15 protein-coding genes and 3 pseudogenes are annotated in these 17,283 nt (G+C 67.8%); 8 read left to right on the top strand and 10 right to left on the bottom strand.

Features of this window, described 5'->3' with window-relative positions; translation table 11 throughout:
* Position 1: 1 nt before the first annotated feature.
* Complete coding sequence (locus OG798_RS42625) at positions 2-1,813, bottom strand: reverse transcriptase/maturase family protein (RefSeq protein ID WP_328756053.1); 1,812 nt, start codon at positions 1,811-1,813, stop codon at positions 2-4.
* Positions 1,814-2,347: 534 nt separating this feature from the next.
* Between OG798_RS42625 and OG798_RS42620 the strand changes: the two are divergent.
* Positions 2,348-2,794, top strand: a pseudogene (locus OG798_RS42620) (transposase); the annotation flags it as partial.
* 10 nt (positions 2,795-2,804) lie between these two features.
* Here OG798_RS42620 and OG798_RS42615 read toward each other — a convergent pair.
* Positions 2,805-3,344 carry a hypothetical protein gene (locus OG798_RS42615; RefSeq protein ID WP_147474145.1) on the bottom strand — a complete coding sequence of 180 codons (540 nt, stop codon included), beginning with the start codon at positions 3,342-3,344 and terminating at the stop codon, positions 2,805-2,807.
* Positions 3,345-3,499: 155 nt separating this feature from the next.
* Here OG798_RS42615 and OG798_RS42610 point away from each other — a divergent pair, with 155 nt between their 5' ends.
* The gene (locus OG798_RS42610) at positions 3,500-3,790 is read left to right on the top strand and encodes an RRQRL motif-containing zinc-binding protein (protein ID WP_328758751.1); all 291 of its coding nucleotides are present in this window, start codon (positions 3,500-3,502) and stop codon (positions 3,788-3,790) included.
* 98 nt (positions 3,791-3,888) lie between these two features.
* Entirely contained in the window at positions 3,889-4,380 is a 492-nt protein-coding gene (locus OG798_RS42605) for a hypothetical protein (RefSeq protein WP_328758750.1), read from the top strand.
* Between the two features lie 139 nt (positions 4,381-4,519).
* Here OG798_RS42605 and OG798_RS42600 read toward each other — a convergent pair whose 3' ends face one another.
* On the bottom strand, positions 4,520-5,722 hold the full coding sequence (locus OG798_RS42600) for an IS110 family transposase (RefSeq protein WP_328758749.1): 1,203 nt from the start codon (positions 5,720-5,722) through the stop codon (positions 4,520-4,522).
* 909 nt (positions 5,723-6,631) lie between these two features.
* On the opposite strand from OG798_RS42600, the gene OG798_RS42595 reads away from it, so the two are divergent.
* Positions 6,632-7,087 carry a Pycsar system effector family protein gene (locus OG798_RS42595; protein ID WP_121414423.1) on the top strand — a complete coding sequence of 152 codons (456 nt, stop codon included), beginning with the start codon at positions 6,632-6,634 and terminating at the stop codon, positions 7,085-7,087.
* Positions 7,084-7,440 carry a hypothetical protein gene (locus OG798_RS42590; RefSeq protein WP_183127061.1) on the top strand — a complete coding sequence of 119 codons (357 nt, stop codon included), beginning with the start codon at positions 7,084-7,086 and terminating at the stop codon, positions 7,438-7,440. Before OG798_RS42595 ends, OG798_RS42590 begins: the two co-directional genes overlap by 4 nt.
* 133 nt (positions 7,441-7,573) lie before the next feature.
* Here the strand turns inward: OG798_RS42590 and OG798_RS42585 are convergent, their stop codons facing one another.
* Together OG798_RS42585 and OG798_RS42580 are read right to left on the bottom strand one after the other, a co-directional pair.
* Positions 7,574-8,857: a hypothetical protein gene (locus OG798_RS42585; RefSeq protein ID WP_328758748.1), complete on the bottom strand. Its 1,284-nt coding sequence runs from the start codon at positions 8,855-8,857 to the stop codon at positions 7,574-7,576.
* A gap of 169 nt (positions 8,858-9,026) precedes the next feature.
* Positions 9,027-10,271 (bottom strand): IS110 family transposase, encoded by a 1,245-nt coding sequence (locus OG798_RS42580; protein WP_267060515.1) that lies wholly within the window; start codon positions 10,269-10,271, stop codon positions 9,027-9,029.
* Positions 10,272-10,592: 321 nt separating this feature from the next.
* Between OG798_RS42580 and OG798_RS42575 the strand changes: the two are divergent.
* Positions 10,593-11,571 (top strand): annotated as a pseudogene (locus tag OG798_RS42575) (AAA family ATPase).
* 77 nt (positions 11,572-11,648) lie between these two features.
* On the opposite strand, the gene OG798_RS42570 reads toward OG798_RS42575, so the two are convergent.
* The gene (locus OG798_RS42570) at positions 11,649-12,161 is read right to left on the bottom strand and encodes a GNAT family N-acetyltransferase (protein WP_328760151.1); all 513 of its coding nucleotides are present in this window, start codon (positions 12,159-12,161) and stop codon (positions 11,649-11,651) included.
* On the opposite strand from OG798_RS42570, the gene OG798_RS42565 reads away from it, so the two are divergent.
* On the top strand, positions 12,139-12,321 hold the full coding sequence (locus OG798_RS42565) for a hypothetical protein (RefSeq protein ID WP_328760234.1): 183 nt from the start codon (positions 12,139-12,141) through the stop codon (positions 12,319-12,321). The two genes, OG798_RS42570 and OG798_RS42565, sit on opposite strands and share 23 nt — an antisense overlap.
* Positions 12,322-12,416: 95 nt before the next feature.
* Here OG798_RS42565 and OG798_RS56725 read toward each other — a convergent pair.
* From OG798_RS56725 to OG798_RS42555, 3 genes and pseudogenes are all read right to left on the bottom strand, one after another.
* A pseudogene (locus tag OG798_RS56725) lies at positions 12,417-12,509 on the bottom strand (hypothetical protein); the annotation flags it as partial.
* A gap of 304 nt (positions 12,510-12,813) precedes the next feature.
* Complete coding sequence (locus tag OG798_RS42560; RefSeq protein ID WP_143687667.1) at positions 12,814-13,515, bottom strand: hypothetical protein; 702 nt, start codon at positions 13,513-13,515, stop codon at positions 12,814-12,816.
* 11 nt (positions 13,516-13,526) lie between these two features.
* Positions 13,527-15,218 carry a polymorphic toxin-type HINT domain-containing protein gene (locus tag OG798_RS42555; RefSeq protein ID WP_328758747.1) on the bottom strand — a complete coding sequence of 564 codons (1,692 nt, stop codon included), beginning with the start codon at positions 15,216-15,218 and terminating at the stop codon, positions 13,527-13,529.
* Positions 15,219-15,357: 139 nt separating this feature from the next.
* On the opposite strand from OG798_RS42555, the gene OG798_RS42550 reads away from it, so the two are divergent.
* Entirely contained in the window at positions 15,358-15,765 is a 408-nt protein-coding gene (locus OG798_RS42550; protein WP_121414427.1) for a hypothetical protein, read from the top strand.
* A 178-nt stretch (positions 15,766-15,943) separates the two neighbouring features.
* Here the strand turns inward: OG798_RS42550 and OG798_RS42545 are convergent, their stop codons facing one another.
* The gene (locus OG798_RS42545) at positions 15,944-17,158 is read right to left on the bottom strand and encodes an SMI1/KNR4 family protein (protein WP_328758746.1); all 1,215 of its coding nucleotides are present in this window, start codon (positions 17,156-17,158) and stop codon (positions 15,944-15,946) included.
* Between the last annotated feature and the right edge of the window lie 125 nt (positions 17,159-17,283).

The following is a 17,283-nucleotide window of genomic DNA, read 5'->3' as shown; positions in this document are numbered from 1 at the left end:
ACTAGTTTCCCAGTACACGGCTCTCCGGTGATCGATTCCGAGTGGAGACTGTGGCCCGTCCCGCGTGGATGCGCTGGTGGCATTTTTGGCAAACCACGAGGGTTTTGCGCCTGCGTTCTGCCATCTGGCGAATCCACGGACCCGGGTCCGGTCGGCCTGGTCGCTTGAGGTCTGCGAGCTTCCTGACGTGGTGGACTTGCAGCCCTGTCGTTGCCTCGCACATCTCACAGCGTCCGGCAAGGAGCCGACGAATCAGCTCGTTTTTCCGATTCCCCATGACCGGCTGGACGTCGGACATAACGGTGGTGTGTTGCCGCCGCAGAGTGACTCCGCCGAAGCGGGCGACCAGTGGCTTCCTGCCGTCCTCGCGCTGCACCACGACTGCGAAGCACCTTCTCGGTCCGTCAGGAGTATCGACGGTCGCCTTGTACTTGCGCACCATCTTGTTGACGGTGGAGTCGTGTTTCGCAGCCAGGGTCCTGAGTAAGGAAACTGTCATGACCCAGCGCAGGCGGCTCAGGCGGCACACGTTCTGTGCCATCAGGTAGTACTGGACGATGCCCCGATACTCCGCTCCGTACTTGTCGACGATGGTGAAGTCGGCATCGTGCAGGAGCATGTTGCGGTGCCAGGGCTTGCCCCGCTGCATATAGCGAGCACACCGATCCCGGATGACGGCCATCGGCACGTAGAGCCCAATTTCGCCGTTCACCGCTCGGCGTCCGGCGGTGATCTTCGTGTCGGCATGCTGGGATTTGACCTCATAGCCGAGGAAGTGTGCCGCCTGGCTGGAGGCATGCGTGATCAGCGTCTTCGACTCAGAAAGTTCCAGCCTGAGTTCGTCACGCAGGAACGTACGGATCTGGGACTTGATCTCCTCGGCCTCGTGCTTGGGACCGGCAAACCCCAGGAGAAAGTCATCGCAGTACCGCACGTACCGAAGGCGCCGGTAGCCGGGATCGTCCGGGTCCTGGCTGGGCAGGAGACGGCGCTCACGCCGAAGCGCGTGCAACGTTCCCAGGTCCCCACGCCGTTTCGCCGTGTCGATCCGGTTCTCGATGTCTCGGTAGGGCGGATAGGGACGACGACGCCTCCCGCGGGTGTAGTCCGGGATCAGATGCTGTTCCACGAACTGGTCAAGTCGGTCCAGGTAGATGTTGCACAGGACAGGCGAGGCCACCCCGCCCTGTGGGGCGCCACTCAAGGTGGCGTTCCACTTCCAGTCCTCCAGATACCCGGCCTTCAGCATGTGACCGACCAGCCGCAGGAACCGGCCATCGTGGATCTTCTCCGCCAGGATCGCGAGCATGACCTCGTGGTCCAGGCTGCCGAAGCAGTCGGAGATGTCCCCTTCGATGAACCAGTGCGTCCCCTTCCAGGTATTGACCACCTCGCGTAACGCGGTGTGGCATCCCCGGCCGGAGCGGAATCCGTGGGAATGATCGGAGAACTGGACGTCGTAGTAGGCGTCCAGCAGGAGCCGCACAACCTCGGCGACCAGCTTGTCCGACCATGGAGGTAGGCCCAGAGGCCGCCTCCCGACTTTCTTCGGTATATAAACCCGCTTCACCGCCGACCAGCGATACGACTCCGAGCGTAGGCGCCCGATGATCGCGTCTATTTTGGCCAGCGACATGCCGTCCACGGTTTCTCCGGTGACTCCCGGCGTCATCGCCCCTCTGTTCGAGTAGATGCGCCCGTAAGCCATCAGGAATAGCTGCGGGTTGAACAGCTTCCTATACAGCCTTTCCAGTGGCAGTCCCTTCCTGCCACGCTCTCGAATGACGTCCAGTACCGTTTCGGCATTCTGCATTACGCATACCTCCCTTCACTGGACATCCCTTTCACCTGTGCCCCTTCGCCTTGTGCTCCGGCTTTCCCGGGCTCCTTGGCGGATCGAAACTTCCGCGACTACTACGGGCACTCCGTCACCATGGGGCGCGCGCCCTGTAGGTGATCCCGTGGTACGTCTTCGCTGTACGTGTCGAGCACGACGTAGGCCGCCCACTCATCTCCTTGACCACCCTCGTTGGGCGGCGCCCCGCGCCACAGAGGCTGCCTCAGCCTGATCTCTATGCCGGGGCATGGCGCGGCGTCGGTAACAGGCGTTGTTCCGGCGGGCGTGACAGCTTTACACCTCTTTGGAGATTGGACTTCAAGCAATCCAGCCTTGGCCATATCGCGCGGGTCTCGCGGCACCTCACCCTGAACGCCTCCAGGTGACCACCGCTTTCCTGGCATGCGATTGTCCCCTCGCGCTTTCGCGTCCAGGTAAGCCAGGTGACCCAAGAACATTCCTCTGAGTTCCTCCCAACTGCGTCGGGGATACAACGAAGCGCCTCACGGCGCACAGATCATCCTCAGCTTTCCCGGCCTCGGCGTCCAGCTCGGCGCCCGGGTGCTCGCCGAGATCGACGACGACAAGGCCCGCTTCGCGGACGCTCGCGGCCTGAAGGCATACGCCGGCGCCTCGCCCATCACCAGGGCCTCCGGCAAGAAGTCGAGCATCACCCGGCGCTGGGTGACGAACGACCGGCTCAACCACGCCGGTTACCTAATGGGATGTGAAGGGCGGACCGTCCTCTGGGCCTTCGCCTCCATAACCGCCTCACCCGGCGCCAAGGCCCACTACAGGCGCCGCCGTGACGACCACGGAGACTGGCACGCCGCCGCCCAGCGCAACCTCTTCAACCGCATGCTCGGCCAGCTCTACCACTGCCTCCTGCACGGACAGCTCTTCGACGAGGCCGTCGCCTTCCCTTCGGCACCACCCGCGGTCGTCGAAGCGGCCTGAACGCGGGAACTCACACGAGTCCGGCAGCCTGCCGAAGCTTCGCTCGATCGTCAGGACGGGGCAGTTCCTCCGCCAACATCGCCACTACGCTCGCGTGCTCCGTAAACACAGCCCGGCACTGTTCACGCTCGGGATGATCGCTGTCACTGCCGAACCAGCGCACCATAGCTTCGTTGCGTCCGTCGATCGGCTCGGAGAATCCAGCGATCGAGACCAGGAGATCCAGCAGGCCGGACTGCACAGGAACCCGCGGGTCGCCTGCAAGACGGAACAGGAACGGCAGCACTGTCGGCACAGCCAGGTTCATCTCCCTGACGCTGTCGAGAACCGAGTTGGTGAGTACGCGCTTGGCCTCTGGCGCGGCATCCTGATCGAGAAGACCGTGCAACAGCACCGGGATCGCTGCCGGGCACTCCGGGAACTCGGACCAGCGGACATCCTCACACCCGCGGAGGGCGGGATGACCACGGCCAGCCTCGACCGCCTGCGGGTAGTCCTGAAGGAATCGAGTTATCGCCGTCTCCTTGGCGGCCAGATCCGTGCTGCACACCTGTCTGTCCCCGTCCTGCCGCAACAAACCTTGAACTGCGCGTCAGTCGAACTTTTGCGCGATCAGAGATCCACGCGCAAGCCAAGACAACGAACCGATGGTGTTCGATTCCCCAAGCACCCACACAGCGCGGCTTGACGAGTTGGATGCCTGAGGTGTCTGCGCTGCAAGTACTGCTCGTACAGGCCCGACCAGGCGTGCACCACCCCACACGGGGCTTCCTGCTCCGTGTCGATCTGGCAACGCCCAAACGCATCCCGACGCTCCAGGAGCAGGCCCTGGACCAGGCGATGGCCGCAAGGAGCACATGTCCCCGGTGCAGGCGCCGGTACTACTTCTGCCTCCCGCTGCGGACTCAGGGCGTGTGCGACCCGTGCCACCAGGGCTTCGAGCCCAGCCCCGACACCGTCATGGCCTCCCCGGCCACGCACCGTCTAGCCGCCTGACGGCTCCCCGTGCCGCCCCGACCAGCCTGTTGCGCTGGCCGGGGACGGCGCGGAGGACCGGACAGCCCGGTCGCCCGGAACACCCGAAGGAGCTGCACGTGACCGAGACCTTCACCCCGCCCACCGTCGCCGCCGGCGCGGACTCGCCGCTCGCCGTCCTCTTCGACCTCGCCCTTGCGATCGGCACGGTGGGCGAGGACGAACAGCGCGACGATGCAGAGACGGCCGCCCTGGACCACGTGTGGAGCGTCTACCCCGACACCCTCGGCAAGGTCCTGGACCACGACGACTGGAGCGGCCGGCCCGCCTTGGCCGGAGCCGGACTGGAGCCGTGCGCCGTCGCCTATCTGGACGGCAGCCTGTGGCTGCACCACTCCAGCGACGGCGACCAGGAACAGGGCGTCCTCACCCTCATCGCGCCCTGCACCTGCGGAAACGGCTACGTCGACACCGCCCTGGACGGCGAGCAGGACCTACTGCAGGTCCTCAACGACCTGCGCGCCACCGGCGGGCGTTTCCCGCACGACAGCGGCTGGCCCGACTGCGACAGCCAGCGCCGTCTGCGCGCCTGGGGCGACGCCCGGCCGTGACAGCACAAAGGGGCGGCCGGCGCGCTCGAACCGCGCCAGCCGCCCCAACTCCCCTCGGCCTCATACCAGGCCACCGCCCCAATTCAGGCCGTCCAACACGACGGTCCCGCCCACCAGCAGGAGAATCTCAATGATCGTGTCAAGCCGCCTGCGTGACCGGCGGGGCGGAGGTGAACAGTCTCTTGTCACGCAGCAACGCCCACAGAACGTCGACCCGGCGCCGGGCGAGCGCGAGCAGGGCCTGGATATGCAACAGTCCTTCGGCGCGCTTCTTGAGGTAGTAGTCCCGGGAGGGGCCGGGTCGCATCATGGCGGACTGCGCGGACATGTAGAACAGCCAACGCAGGCGCCGGTTGTAGCGTTTGGGCCGGTGATAGTTGCCGGTGCGGCGGCCGGAGTCGCGGGGCACCGGTGCCAGGCCGGCGTGCGAGGCCAGGCGCCCGGCGTCGCGGTAGCCGGACAGGTCACCGACGATGGCAACGAACTCGGCACCCAGGATCGGGCCCATGCCGGGCATGGACTCGATGATCTCAGCGCGGTCGTCGGCGCGGAAGGTCTCGCGGATCTCCCGGTCGTTGTCCTTGATCCGCTCGTCCAGGGCCAGGAGCTGGTGGGCCAGGTCGCGCACCAGCTTGGCCGCCCGGGCCTCCCCGGGCAGGGCAGTGCTCTGGGACTGGGCAGCCTCGACGGCCTTGACCGCAACGGCGTCGGCGCCGCGGACCTTGCGGCGTTCCAGCCAGGTGGTCAACCGCTTGGCGCCGGTCCGGTGCAGAGCAGCCGGGGTCTGATACTCCGTCAGCATGACCACCGGGCCCTTGGCCGCGGAGTAGTCGAAGGCCCGCTCCAGCGCGGGGCAGATGCCGACCAGCAGGTCACGCAGCCGGTTGATCAGCCGGACCCGGTCGGCGATCAGGTCGCGCCGGTAACCGGTGCGCAACTGGAGCGCGGAGACCAGTTCTGGAGGAGTCTCAATCGGAGCGAAGTCCCGGCGCATGCGGGCCTGGTCGGCGATGACCAGGGCGTCTTTGGCATCAGTCTTGCCCTCACCGCGGTAGGCGCCGGTCATCCGGTTGACGGTGCGGCCGGGCACGTAGACGACCCGCTGCCCGTGCGCGATGAGCAAGGCCAACAGCAGGGCGGAGGCCCGGCCGGAGATGTCCACCGCCCACGCCACCTCGTCGGCCTTCTCCCGGGCCGTGTCGATCAGCGTAAGGATCTGGGCCTCGTCGTTGATCACCTTCGTCGAGAACAGCGTCTCACCGTCGGCGTTCACCGCCACCGCCCAGTGATGCCCCTTGCCGGCGTCAATGCCGACCCATATCCGCGCGTGAGGCGTGCTCAAGCCCGTCGCTCCGTTCCACCGTGACCAGCACTTCCGTGGCCCGGGGAACACTCCGCCGACAGGTCCTTAACCAGCGATGACCGCAGTTCTCAATCAGTGGTCGGAGCATCCCGGAGGACCGGGCGGCCATTCTCCTGGAGCCATCAACAGCAAACACATCATCAGCCACACCCGGTCCTCCCGGACCGCCCAACATTCTTAAGGAACCCACATGACCACCGTCACGACCACCGCCGACGACATCATCCGCCGCTACGCCGACGACATCGCCTACGTAGCCGAGAAGGACAAGGACCAGGCCACCGACATCGGCGTCCTCGCCGATCAGCTGGACACCGCGGCCCACAACTTCTCGATGGCCGGAACAACGGTCACGAGGACCTGGAGACCGCTTCGACCTTCCTCGCCGAGGCCCACCACTCGACCGACAACGTCGAGCGCACCGTGTTCCTCCGTAAGGCCGACAAACTCCTCCACCCCATCGTCTGGGACATGACCCAGGAGTACCGCGACATGGTCGGAGACGACGAGGACGACGACTGACGATCAGCCCGCAGAAGAGCCACGGCCTTCCCAGGCCGGGGCTTTCGCTTCGGGTACGGCGCGGGCGACGCAGCCGGTTCCGGCTGCATCTGTCGGCAGCGTCGACCGCATGCCGCACGACAGCGGCCGGCCCGACTGCATCAGCATCCGCCGCATCCGCACCAGGAGCAGCAACCGCCGTGACAGCCCGGGCGGCGAGATGTGCTGGTGCTGGGACCGCCCCGCGCGGACCTTCCGGACTTCTGCCCGTCCACGGCCCCTGGCCGGACGAACCGCCGTTCTGACACCCGACGCACCGAAGCCACCCCGGGCGGCCCGCACATCACGCGGGCCGCCCTCTCACGTTCGCCAAGGAGAACCCCGCTCATGCCGACCTTCACGGCTCCAGACTTCGTCACCGACAAGAACCTGGACACTGCCTGCGCCTCCGTCGTCAACGAGATCGGACGCACGGACGGCAAGGCGTCCTTACTGCTCGCCTTCAACCGTGCCGTCCTCGCCGGCCTCGCGTCCGTCGCCGACAAGGACCTGTCGCCGGTGACGAAGGCCTTCGGCGCGCTCGCCCTGGGCGCGGCCGCCGTGCTGCTGCTCCTGGTCGTCAGGCCCCGCCTGCGCGGCGACGACCGGGCGTCCTTCCCCCACTGGGCACGCCTGGACGAAGACGAGATCCGCGCCTGCATGGACGGCGACACCCACGCCGCCCGCATCCGGGTCCTGTCCGCCCTCGCCGTACGGAAGTTCATCCACCTGCGGCGCGCGGTCGACCTGTCCCTCGCCGCCCTGGCTCTGCTCGCGCTGGCCGCCGTCGGCCTCGCGCTGTGACGGCGGCCGCGCAGGCCCGCACGCGTCTGGAACGCGTCCGCGCCTCGGTCGCCATCGCCTCCCTGGCCCTCCAGCAGATCGAGGACGACCTCGACGCCGGCGATGTTGACCAGGCGGAGCTCGCCGCGATCCTGCGCGAGCTCATCGAAGACACCGACCCGCCCGGCGGCTTCCTCCCCTCGCTCGCGCAGCTGCTCACCGCCGCCGCGCGCCGGGCCGAGCAGATCGAACCTGACCGCGACGGCGACGCCTCGTGCCCGCTGCACGAGGCCGCCGCCCTGATCACCGACAACGCCGGGCAATGCCTGATCTGGGCGGCCCAAGCCCTTGACCCGCAAGGAGACTCCGCATGACCTCGCTGACCTACCCGGACTTGCCGGCTACTGGTAACCCGGGCTATTGGAAGTTGCGGAATCGCCGATCTTCCTCGGTCTGGCGGAGCTGCTCGTGGGTACGAGTCCTGGAGCGGACGTCGGCCGGCTCAGGTTAGTTGGCCTCCCCCAGGTAGCTCAGGGCTTGGCGGAAGTCGTCGAGGGCGGGCCCGAACTCGCAGGCGGCGGTGTGGAAGGTCGATCGGTCGATCAGGATCCTGGCCAGTGTTCGCGTTCCGTCTGTCGGATCGTGCTGAGACAGCCGACGGGCCAGACCCACTCCGTCGTCGAACAGCGAGCGCACTCGCTCCGCGAACAGATGGGTACGGTTCTCCCAGTAAACGGCGGAGCGGACGGTGAGGACCCGATGCAGCCGGACCAGTTCGGCCAGATGCTGGTCCGGATCCTCGGTGGCTCGCGCAGCAAGAGTGTCCACCTCTTCACGGAGGGCATGACGGCTGTCGAAGTAACGCCGCTTGGCATCGGGCGACCACCGCATGGGCGCCGCCCCCGAAAGCGAACGCGGTCCATCGGGCGCAGGCCGATCGCTTTCAGCACCGGAGAGCATCAGCAGCACCGCCCAAAACGACGCCTGATAGCCACTCCAGGACTTCCGCTCACCGGTATCGGCCAACTCCGTCAGCAAGGCGAGTGCCTCTTGCCGCACGAGGGCCGCCTGCCCTCCTCGGCCGTGGATGTCGAGCATCCGCGCGTACCCAATGAGCGAGTAGAGATGGCAGGCCATCGGGCCGCGGTCATTCGCGGCTTCGGCCGCTTCCATACTGACGAGTGTCTCGAACGCGGCGAGCGCTTCGCCGGACCGGCCGGCGTCATGGAGAGCGGCGATCCACTCCAGCAGTGACCAGGCGAGACCCCCGCTGGCGGGCCCATCGGGCAGGATCGCTGAGACCAACTCGGTCATGGCATCGGCAGCCTCGGTATACCGGCCTTCCTCGGAAAGACCGGCAGCCCATACACGCAGTCCTTTGACCACGGAGTCTCCGGACAGTTCGGCCTGCGCACGCCCAATGGCGAGCATCTCGGCGCGCATGGCCAGCCCTTCGGCGCGTCGCCCCAGGTCGTACAGCTCTCTCTGGCACGTGTTGAGAGCCTCGTACAGAACATCCGCACGGGCAGGTTCGGCCGAATCGATGGACCGCGCCACGGCCACCGCCTCCTCGCACAGCGCGAGGCAGGCCGCATGCTTCTTGCCGGAGCTGGTGTCGTAACTCAGACGTTGCAGCGCCCTGGCCAAGAGCGGCAGGTACGAGGCGGGGCTGACCTGGGCGAGTACTCGGTACGCGTCGACTTCCTCGCGCGGCGTGCGGCGACCCGATGCGAGCAGCACATTCCGCGCTCGCACGATGTCGTCCTGATCGACTTTCCCCGAGTGATTCATAACGGAGATTCTGGGTGCCCCAGAGAGGGCCGAACAAGGCTCGTCACCTGTGCCGTTCCTCCTACGAAAACGACCTCTGACGCGTAAATAGATCCTGGTCAGGATGGGTGTGGGCAGGGCTGAGTGCCCGGTGGTCGCGGTGGGTCGCCGGGTGTCTGGGGCTGCCGGGTCAGGCGGGGTTCTCCCTCGGGTTGAGGGTGACGGTGTAGCCGAGCTGGTTGAGCTGGTTGACCGCGCGGCGGGTGGCGCGTTCGGGGTCGCGTTGGGTGAAGTAGGTGCCGCCGAGTTCCTGGTAGGGCACGTTGTCGGTGAGCATGTGCCAGAGCGCGGTGATGATCGAGTGCTCGACGGCGACCAGCGCTCTGAGGGGGCCGCGGCGGGCGGTCAGGCGCTTGTAACGGGCCTGCAGATAGGTGTCTTTGGTTCTGACCGCGCCGAACGCGGCGAGGCCGAGGGCGCCCTTCAGGTAGGGGTTGCCGGGCCGGACTTTGGTGCTTTTGGTGCGGCCGGCGGACTCGTGGTGGCCGGGGCAGACCCCGGCCCAGGACGCGAGGTGTTTGGCGGTGGCGAAGCGGTTCATGTCGCCGCCGGTCTCCGCGATGATCACTTCGGCGACGGCCCGGTTGATCCCGGGGATGGTGTCGAGCAGGTCGAGGGCGCCACGAAAGGGTGCCATCGCCTCCTCGATGCGTCCGGTGAGCTGGTCGATCATCGTGGTGAGCTGGTCGTAGTGGTCCAGATGCAGGCGGGCCAGGAACGCGTGGTGTTCGCGGAAGCGTCCGGTCAGGGCCTCGGTGAGTTCGGGGATTTTGTTGCGGAGCCTGCGTTTTGCCAGGTCCGCGAGGACCTGCGGGTCACCTTCGCCGCGGATGAGGGCTTCGAGCATGGCCCGGCCGGAGACGCCCATGATGTCGGAGGCGACTGCGGAGAGTTTGATGCCGGTGTCCTCCAGCAGCTTTTCCAGCCGCTGGACCGCCCGGCCGCGTTCACGGGTGGCGGTGGTCCGGGCGCGGGTGAGGTCCCGTAGTTCGCGGACCGGCTCGGGCGGCACGAAGGAGGGCCTCACCAGGCCGTGGGCGCCGAGCTGGGCGAGCCACGCCGCGTCCGAGACGTCCGTCTTGCGGCCGGGCAGGTTCTTGACCTGCCGCGCGTTGACGAGGATCACGTTCAACTCGCAGGCCAGCACGTAGTAGAACGGTTTCCAGTAGTCCGAGGTCGCCTCGATCACCACCAGCGTCACCCGTGCGGCGAGCAGATGATCCCGCAGGGCGAGGACCGCGTTCGTCGTCGATCCCCACGTCGTGGTCTCGGTCGTGAAGGACCCCCGCCGCTTCGTACTCGGGGTGCGGACGCACGCCTTGGCGTCCTTCTTGCTGATGTCGAGGCCCACGCAGCGTTCGTGCAGCACGTCCATGACCTTGCTCCCTCCCTGGCGACGGACCTGTCGTATGCCGTTCCGGGAGGGCCAGGGTGAATCAGGAATTCTGACGCACGTGCTTCGCAGCAACACTCCACGGTTCCCGTGGACGGCCCCCAGCACCACGCTGACCTGCGAGCTCACCAGCATCACAGAAGTATCGGTTTCGGCCGGAACGAACCCCTCCAGCGTCTCGGACCGGCATCAGCCCACGTCAGGGCAGACAGAAGCACCTCCAGCGCGCGCGATGGCATTTACCACGCCCCCGGCGCGCACCGAAGGTGCGCTGGACCGCTGACCTGTCATGATGGGTGTGACATCACTTTCCCGGGGCGCAGCTGCTTGGTGGTCCTCATCGGTGCGTCGGGCGTCGGGAAGAGCACGCTGGCCGGCACCTGGCCCGCCTCGCAGGTCCTGTCACTGGATGCGATGCGCGAGGCGGTGAGCGACGACGCGGGCGACCAGGAGGCGACTGCCGACGCGGTCGACGCCCTGCACCTGGTCCTGGAGCGCCGGATGGCGCGGCGCCGGTTTACGGTCGTCGACGCCACGAACGTCACCAGGGCTGCCAGGGAGCCGCTGGTCGCCGCCGCCAAACGGCACAACGTGCCCGCCATCGCGGTCATGGTGTCCACCCCGGCCTCCGTGTGTGTGGAGCGCCAGGGCCCGAGGCCCGCCAACCGGGCCGCGCCGGACGACACGGTCCTTCAGCAGCACAAGGCGATGGTCCGCTCCCACCCGCAGCTCAAGGCGGAGGGCTTCAACGAGGTCGTCTTCTCCGACAGCCTCTACCTGTTGCTGCCGTACCTGGAGCGGCTGAGCGAGTCCCGGACCGCCGCCCCTCGGGCTGGACGGCGGCGACGGGCTGGGTGGCCTGCTGCTCGTACGCCGCACCTTCGGAGCGGAGATCGTGCCGCTGTGGCGGTGGAAGCCCGGCTCGAACGTCGCTGGCGGCGACCGCGTCGCGGAGATCCGCCTCGGTCAGATGTACCTCACCCTCGCGCTCCGGCAGAACGTCGACGGCGAGGGAGACATCGGGTTCGACGTGATGCTGCCGTGCCCGCACGACGACGAATGCACCGCCTACGTGTGGGCGCCCGCCTACAGCATCACCAGCCTGTTCCAGGCGCTGAACGGCGACCTGGACGGCCACGAGGACATCGTCTGCACCTTCCACGGCAGCTGCGACGACGTCGACCAAGAGGCCGACGACCATGCCAACAACAGCGGTCAGGAGGACGACCCCGAGGGGCACGCCGACCTTGAAGCACAGGCGAGGGAGGCAGTCCGGGGATGACCACCGAGCAGCGTCCTGGTTGGCCGGACGGGGCGAGCGGTTCCGCAACCGAGGCATCGCCGACTGGAAGCGGAAGCTCAGAGCGGGGCGAGGATCATCAGGATCTCGTCGCGATCGTCCCCTGGGGCGAGCCGGAGGGCGCCCGGCCACCGGCCGACTTCCTTCCAGCCGAGCCGCCCGTAGAAGTCTTCCAGGCCAACGTCACCGCGGGCTGCGAGGTGCAACTGTTCCAGCCCCATCTCGTCCCGGGCGATCCTGTGCACTTCATTCATGAGTGCGAGTCCGATGCCGCGCCCGCGTACGGCGGTGCGGGTCTGGACGTGGTGAAGGGTGCCCCAGTGTGCGATCAGCTCGAACCGGTCGCGGCGGAGGTTAAGCCAGCCCGCGAGTTCCCCATCCAGGGTCGCCGTGAGAAGTCGGTTGGTGTCCGGGGAGAGCAGGTCGATGATCCGGACGAGGGTCGGAGCCACCATGGCGGCATCGACCGGCGGAAAGGGGAAGCCAGCTGCGCCGCCGGCGTTGGTGACCTCGACCCAGCACTCGGCAAGGGCGCGCTGGAGCTGGGGCGTGACGTCGAGAACAGGCGGCAAGCACCGCGCAAGTGGTCTCACCGAACTCCTTGCCCGAGCACTTCGCGGCCGCGGCCGCCAGGTCGAAGTCGAACACCTCCACGTCCACTTGCCGCGCGTGCTCAAGACGCCCGCCGACGGCACCGCCCACCCCAGCCCCATGCAGGAGGCCACCCGATGAAGCGTCTCTTCCGCCGCTGCGGCCACGCGCCCGGCGCGCTCAGCCCCGAGACCAGGCCGCCGTCGACCAGTTCCGCGCGCTGCTGCGTAGGAGGCGAGGTGCCCGGCGGTGCGGAAACCGCTGCCGTCACCGATGGCGACGATCACGGCGGCCGTGGTCCTGACGCCCATGCCGGGAAATGGCGTCAGGAGGTGGAAAAGAGGGACGGCCTCCAGCAGGGCCGCGATCTCCTGCTCGGTGGCCTGTCGCTAGGCATGGGCGGCGGCGACCGGGGACGGCAGTCAGCGGTCAAGCGGTGCCCCGAGGCCCGGCGGCAACACCCCCCAGGTCATGCCTGCGACAGGGGGCAAACAGCCATACCGGACCCGGGGGCCAGGCGCCCCGTTGCGGGGCCACGAGAAAGGTATCGGGGTGTCACGTGGGCGCCGGATCCAGGACGGACCACAGGGGCGGGCGGACTTGTGTCTGTCCACCCGCCCCTGTGCCACGGCGTCAGTCGGTCCGGTCGTTGAGCCCTTCAGGTACGACCCATTCCGGGTAGTCGAACCGCTCACCGAGGGCGACGAGACCCGGTCTGTCGGCCGGTACGTGGTACGCCTTCATGGCGCGCAGGAACAGCCGGTAGCCGAGATCCGCGCACGACTCGGTGACCACCCGCTCCAGCGCGGGGACGAGGCCGGTCACCGGAGTGCCGAACGGGGGGTTCTCGACTGCGAGGCTCAGTTGTTCCGCGACCGGGCGGATCACCTGGAGGACGGCCCGCCGAAGTTCCTCGTCCACCACGGGTCGCGGCGGCGGGGGGACGAACGCGGGATCGTTCTGGCGCACCCGGGCAAGCCATGCCTCTTCGGCCTTCTGCAGCCAAGCGCCGGCGCTCATGCCGTACTCCCCCGGATCGAAGACCCCGTGGGTGGCGGCGAGCCAGACCGTGCGGATCGTCTCGTCCGTCAGCGGAGAGCGCAGCAGCCGCTGGACGTCCTGACCGAGCTGCACGGCCTTCGAGCGGTCGAACTCGTCGACCGACGACTCCGCGATCTTGAGCCACACCACGGCGGGGCCCTCGTCAGAGTGAGACTGGACGTACTTCCTGTAGAACTCCTCCAGCACCTCCCATTGCGAGGCCAGCCAGGTCAGCCCGATGTCCGTCGTGTAGACGCCCTCGAGGAAGTCTCCCTCGGCGTCGCTCTCAGGCACGTGTGCCATCGTCAGCCCTCCAGATAGGAGGTGTACACGACCCACTTGCCCTGCCGGTGCTGAGCGACCTTCTTACCGATGTACTTCAGCTGCACGATGACCCACTTGGACGTGACTTCGCTCTTCTGGGCAGTTTCGCCGGTCTTCACCCACTTGTGGCCCAGTGGTTTGCCCCCGGTCTCGATGTCCCTGACTTGCCAGCGGATCGTCTTGAGCTTCGTGGGCAGCTTGCGCCCCATCCTCTGCGCCTGCTCGGTCTCCCAATCGGTGAGCTCCTTCAGGTGCTTCGGGCTGCGCTCGAGCCACTGTGTCATGGCCTTGTTGACGGCGTCCCGGGCGATGTCGGTATTGAACCAACGGGTGGCCACACCCCCTGTGGTCCTCGGGTCGAGAGCCTTCGCCTCCATCTGGGCGTCGGTCTTGTTCACGTGCTCGCTGATCGTGTGAGCCCCTTCGATGTCCTCGTCGGCGACGATGTCCTCGCAGTTGTGGACGAGGACGCTCTGCGGGTGGGCGCCTTCGGTGCTGACGTAGAACGTGTGGATGCCGTCGACCGTCAGGTCGAAGACGTCCTGGGGTGTCAGGCCGGCCCGGTCCTTGACGGCCGTGACGGTGCGGAACGTCCCGTCCGGCGTGCGCAGGCTGTCGCCCATGTGCAGGGCGGAGACCAGGGTCCAGCCACGGCCCTCGACGAAGAACCGGTGGCCAGGCGTGCTGGACAGTCTCCCGTCGGCCACCGTGATGTCGACGAGCCGCCGGGTGTTGTGCCGCAGGGTGTCGGTCACCCGCCGGACCGACGGCCGGCCGGTCTCCGGGTCTGTCGCGCGGACCAGGTCACCGAGGCGTATGTCGCGGATCGCCTTGTGGCTTCCGTCCCCCATGAGGACCTGGGTCTCGCCAGGGAAACTGTTCCTGGTGCACGCGGTCGTCAGGTCCTCATAGAGTTCGACCTCCCTCTCGATCGCGGCGACCGCCGCCGTGTCTATGCCGTCGATGGCCTTGAGCGCTTTGAACGCGTCCCGGACTCCGATGCCGGTGGCGAACGCGGCGTCCACGGCGCGCAGCGCTTCCGCGATGGGTCGGATGATCTTGCCCGCGAAGAGGCTCGCGACGTCCAGGGACGCCCAGGCGCAGCCGCCCCAGCTGCCGCTCTCGAAGCCGGAGGTGAACTTCTGGGCGCACTTGATCCAGCTGCCGAAGAGGATGTCGATGGGATCGACGCCGTCCTGCCACTCGGCGATCGTGATGGTGTGCGTGAACTCCTGGGACAGTTCGTCGGTCTTGACCTCGCCCAGATACGTCGTGGCATCGGTCGGGCACATGAGCTTCTGCGGGTCGATGCCCTCGGCGGCGCACAGGTACAGGCTGAGAACGGCCTTATACCGGATCTTCGAGGTGATCGTGCAGTTGCCCCGGTAGGCGAGGTGGTCCCACCAGTGGTCGCAGCCGCCCGACTTGGTGACGACCTCCGGCTCGCCGATCTTCTCGATGTGGTCGACGACGTAGAAGACGTTGCCGATGGAGCCGCGCTCGTCGGTGATGGTTCCGTCGTCGATCTGCTTGGCCTTGCCCGCCTTCTCGGCCCGATCGGCCGCGTCCTGAGCTTCCTCAGCGAGGAAGACGGCACCCGCCGCACCCCCGACCTCGACGACTGCCGCCCGAACTGCGTCAACATCGCGCGGACCGATCGCGACATCGAACACGTCATCGTCCAGATCGAGCGGCTACGACCGCTCGTCGACGACCCGCTGGCTCCCGCCTTTCGCCACGCCCGCGAACAGCACGAACTCGACCGCCTGGAACGCATCGTCACCGCCCACGACTCGACCGGAGAACCGCACGATGGCCACTGACCACGACGACGAACGCGACGCCATCACCGCAACGATCCAACGGCTCCTCGACGGCCGTCCAACCCGGTCCACCGGGGCACTCACCACGCTGCAACTCGCTGCCGAGGCAGGCGTCAAGCGCTGGGTCCTCACGCACAAGCACGTCGACCTCAAAGAAGAATTCGTCCGCCGAAAGTCCGAAGCGAACGGCATCCCACCCGCGTTCCAGCATCTGCACGCCCGCGCCATCGACGCCGAAGCCGTCGCCCAGGCCCTGCGGGAGGACAACGGCCGGCTTCGCGAGCGCGTCGCCGTCTATGCCCAGGTCATCCATGAACTCCGGGCCGAGCTGGACCGGCGCACCGACAACAACACCCAGCGCAGTCCCGTCCGGAGCCTCCCCACCAGCATCACCTGATGCGCGGGAACGGCAGATGAACGGTGATCGCTTGACGGCCTTGTGCTCAACACGGGTGTGTCTGGCCCAGAACTACACCGTCCGCACCACCGTCGCGTTCTTCGCCCACGGCCTCAAAAGCCGCTAATGGCCCTAACGCAACGGTGCTGAGGCCCCAGCCCGTGGTGACGAGGGGCCTTCACAACGGCGCGCCCGGCCCGAACGGTTCGAAGAACATGACGTCCAGCGGATGCAGGTCCCGGCCGGTCAGACCGGGGAAGCCGGATTCGGCGGGGCCGCCGCGCAACCACGTGAGCAGGGTTGCCGTGAAGTCGCCTGGCAGGGGCGGTCCTTGGTCGCAGTGGCGTGGGTTGACGGCTACGCGCCATGTCTCGGGCGGGCCGTCCGCGCACCAGCCGATCTGGTCCCCGTCGATCGTCGACGCGAACGGCAGGAAGCCGCCGGGCTCGGGCCACGCGGGCATCGGGTAGTACTGGGGATGGGCGGCGCGCAGTTGGCGGTATCCGTCAAGCATGCCCTCGACGGTGGCCGCGAGCCCCTGCTCCCGTGGCCGGTCCAGGGACAGTGGGGCGCTCATGTCCAGCCACCAGCTCCAGTTGCCCGCCCCGTACCGCTCCGCGAGCGCCACGAAGTCCGGCGGCAGCCGGGTGCCGAGCCGCTCGAAGACCTGCTCCCATGTGCCCTCGCCCAGGTACGGCTCCAGGGGCGGTGGAACCAGCGCCATGACGGCGTCGAGGCCCGAGCCCTCGGTGAGCGCCGCGTGCTGCCGCGCGTCCACGGCGGTGCCCGCAGGCGGTGGCGACCAGGGTGCGGCCCCGGCCAGCGGCGGCCAGACCCGTATCTGTGAGGACAGCGGGCCCAGCAGCCCGCCGGGCTCGCCCGGGTGCGGCACGCCGGTGCGCAGCAGCGTGAACAGCAGCTCCAAGAACGGGACTTCGTAGTCCACCCAGGGCTCGCTCACCCCGACTGCCACATTCGTGGTCATGAGCGTGACCGGCCACTCGTCGGGGTCGTCCGACGCGCCCGTGTTCCAGAAGAGGTGGTCGCCGCTCCTCGTCGTGGCGAAGGCGAGCAGGCCGCCCTCCTCGGGCAGGAAGGGGCGCCGACGCGCGGTGAACATGCCGGGCCGGATCGCCGAGTGCCGGTGCGTCTCGACGATCCATGCTGCGTACTCGAAGCGGCCGTCGGTGCTGACGCACGGGGGGTGCAGCCGGATCGCCGCACCCGGGCCGCCTATCTCGGCCGCACCGTACGCCGACACGAGCGCCTTGTAATCACCGGGCAGCGGGGTGCCGAGCCAGCCCTCGACCGCCGCCCAGTCGACGGCGGGCGCCGGGCCGGGCGGCGGCCCGACGAGACCTGTGAACGCGGTGATCCGCGCAGAGTGATCCATGGAGCCGAGGATGACATCCCCCACCGACATTGAGACTGGGACCTGGCACCGCTCGGGGGTCTGACCCGCCCACTGACTGACGCTTCGGCTGTCCTCGGGTCGAATCGCTCGGCTCCCGGCTGGTG

It is taken from the genome of Streptomyces sp. NBC_00271 (genome assembly GCF_036178845.1).
Taxonomy (GTDB): Bacteria; Actinomycetota; Actinomycetes; order Streptomycetales; family Streptomycetaceae; genus Streptomyces.
The sequence above is the reverse complement of the archived record's forward strand: the minus strand, read 5'-3'. Positions and strand labels throughout refer to the sequence as shown.

Excerpts from the sequence above, each read along its gene's own strand:
- OG798_RS42625 (WP_328756053.1), bottom strand. The coding sequence starts at position 1,813 with ATGCAGAATGCCGAAACGGTACTGGACGTCATTCGAGAGCGTGGCAGG.
- OG798_RS42545 (WP_328758746.1), bottom strand. The coding sequence starts at position 17,158 with ATGGATCACTCTGCGCGGATCACCGCGTTCACAGGTCTCGTCGGGCCG.
- OG798_RS42580 (WP_267060515.1), bottom strand. The coding sequence starts at position 10,271 with ATGGACGTGCTGCACGAACGCTGCGTGGGCCTCGACATCAGCAAGAAG.
- OG798_RS42550 (WP_121414427.1), top strand. The coding sequence starts at position 15,358 with ATGGCCACTGACCACGACGACGAACGCGACGCCATCACCGCAACGATC.
- OG798_RS42595 (WP_121414423.1), top strand. The coding sequence starts at position 6,632 with ATGCCGACCTTCACGGCTCCAGACTTCGTCACCGACAAGAACCTGGAC.
- OG798_RS42585 (WP_328758748.1), bottom strand. The coding sequence starts at position 8,857 with ATGAATCACTCGGGGAAAGTCGATCAGGACGACATCGTGCGAGCGCGG.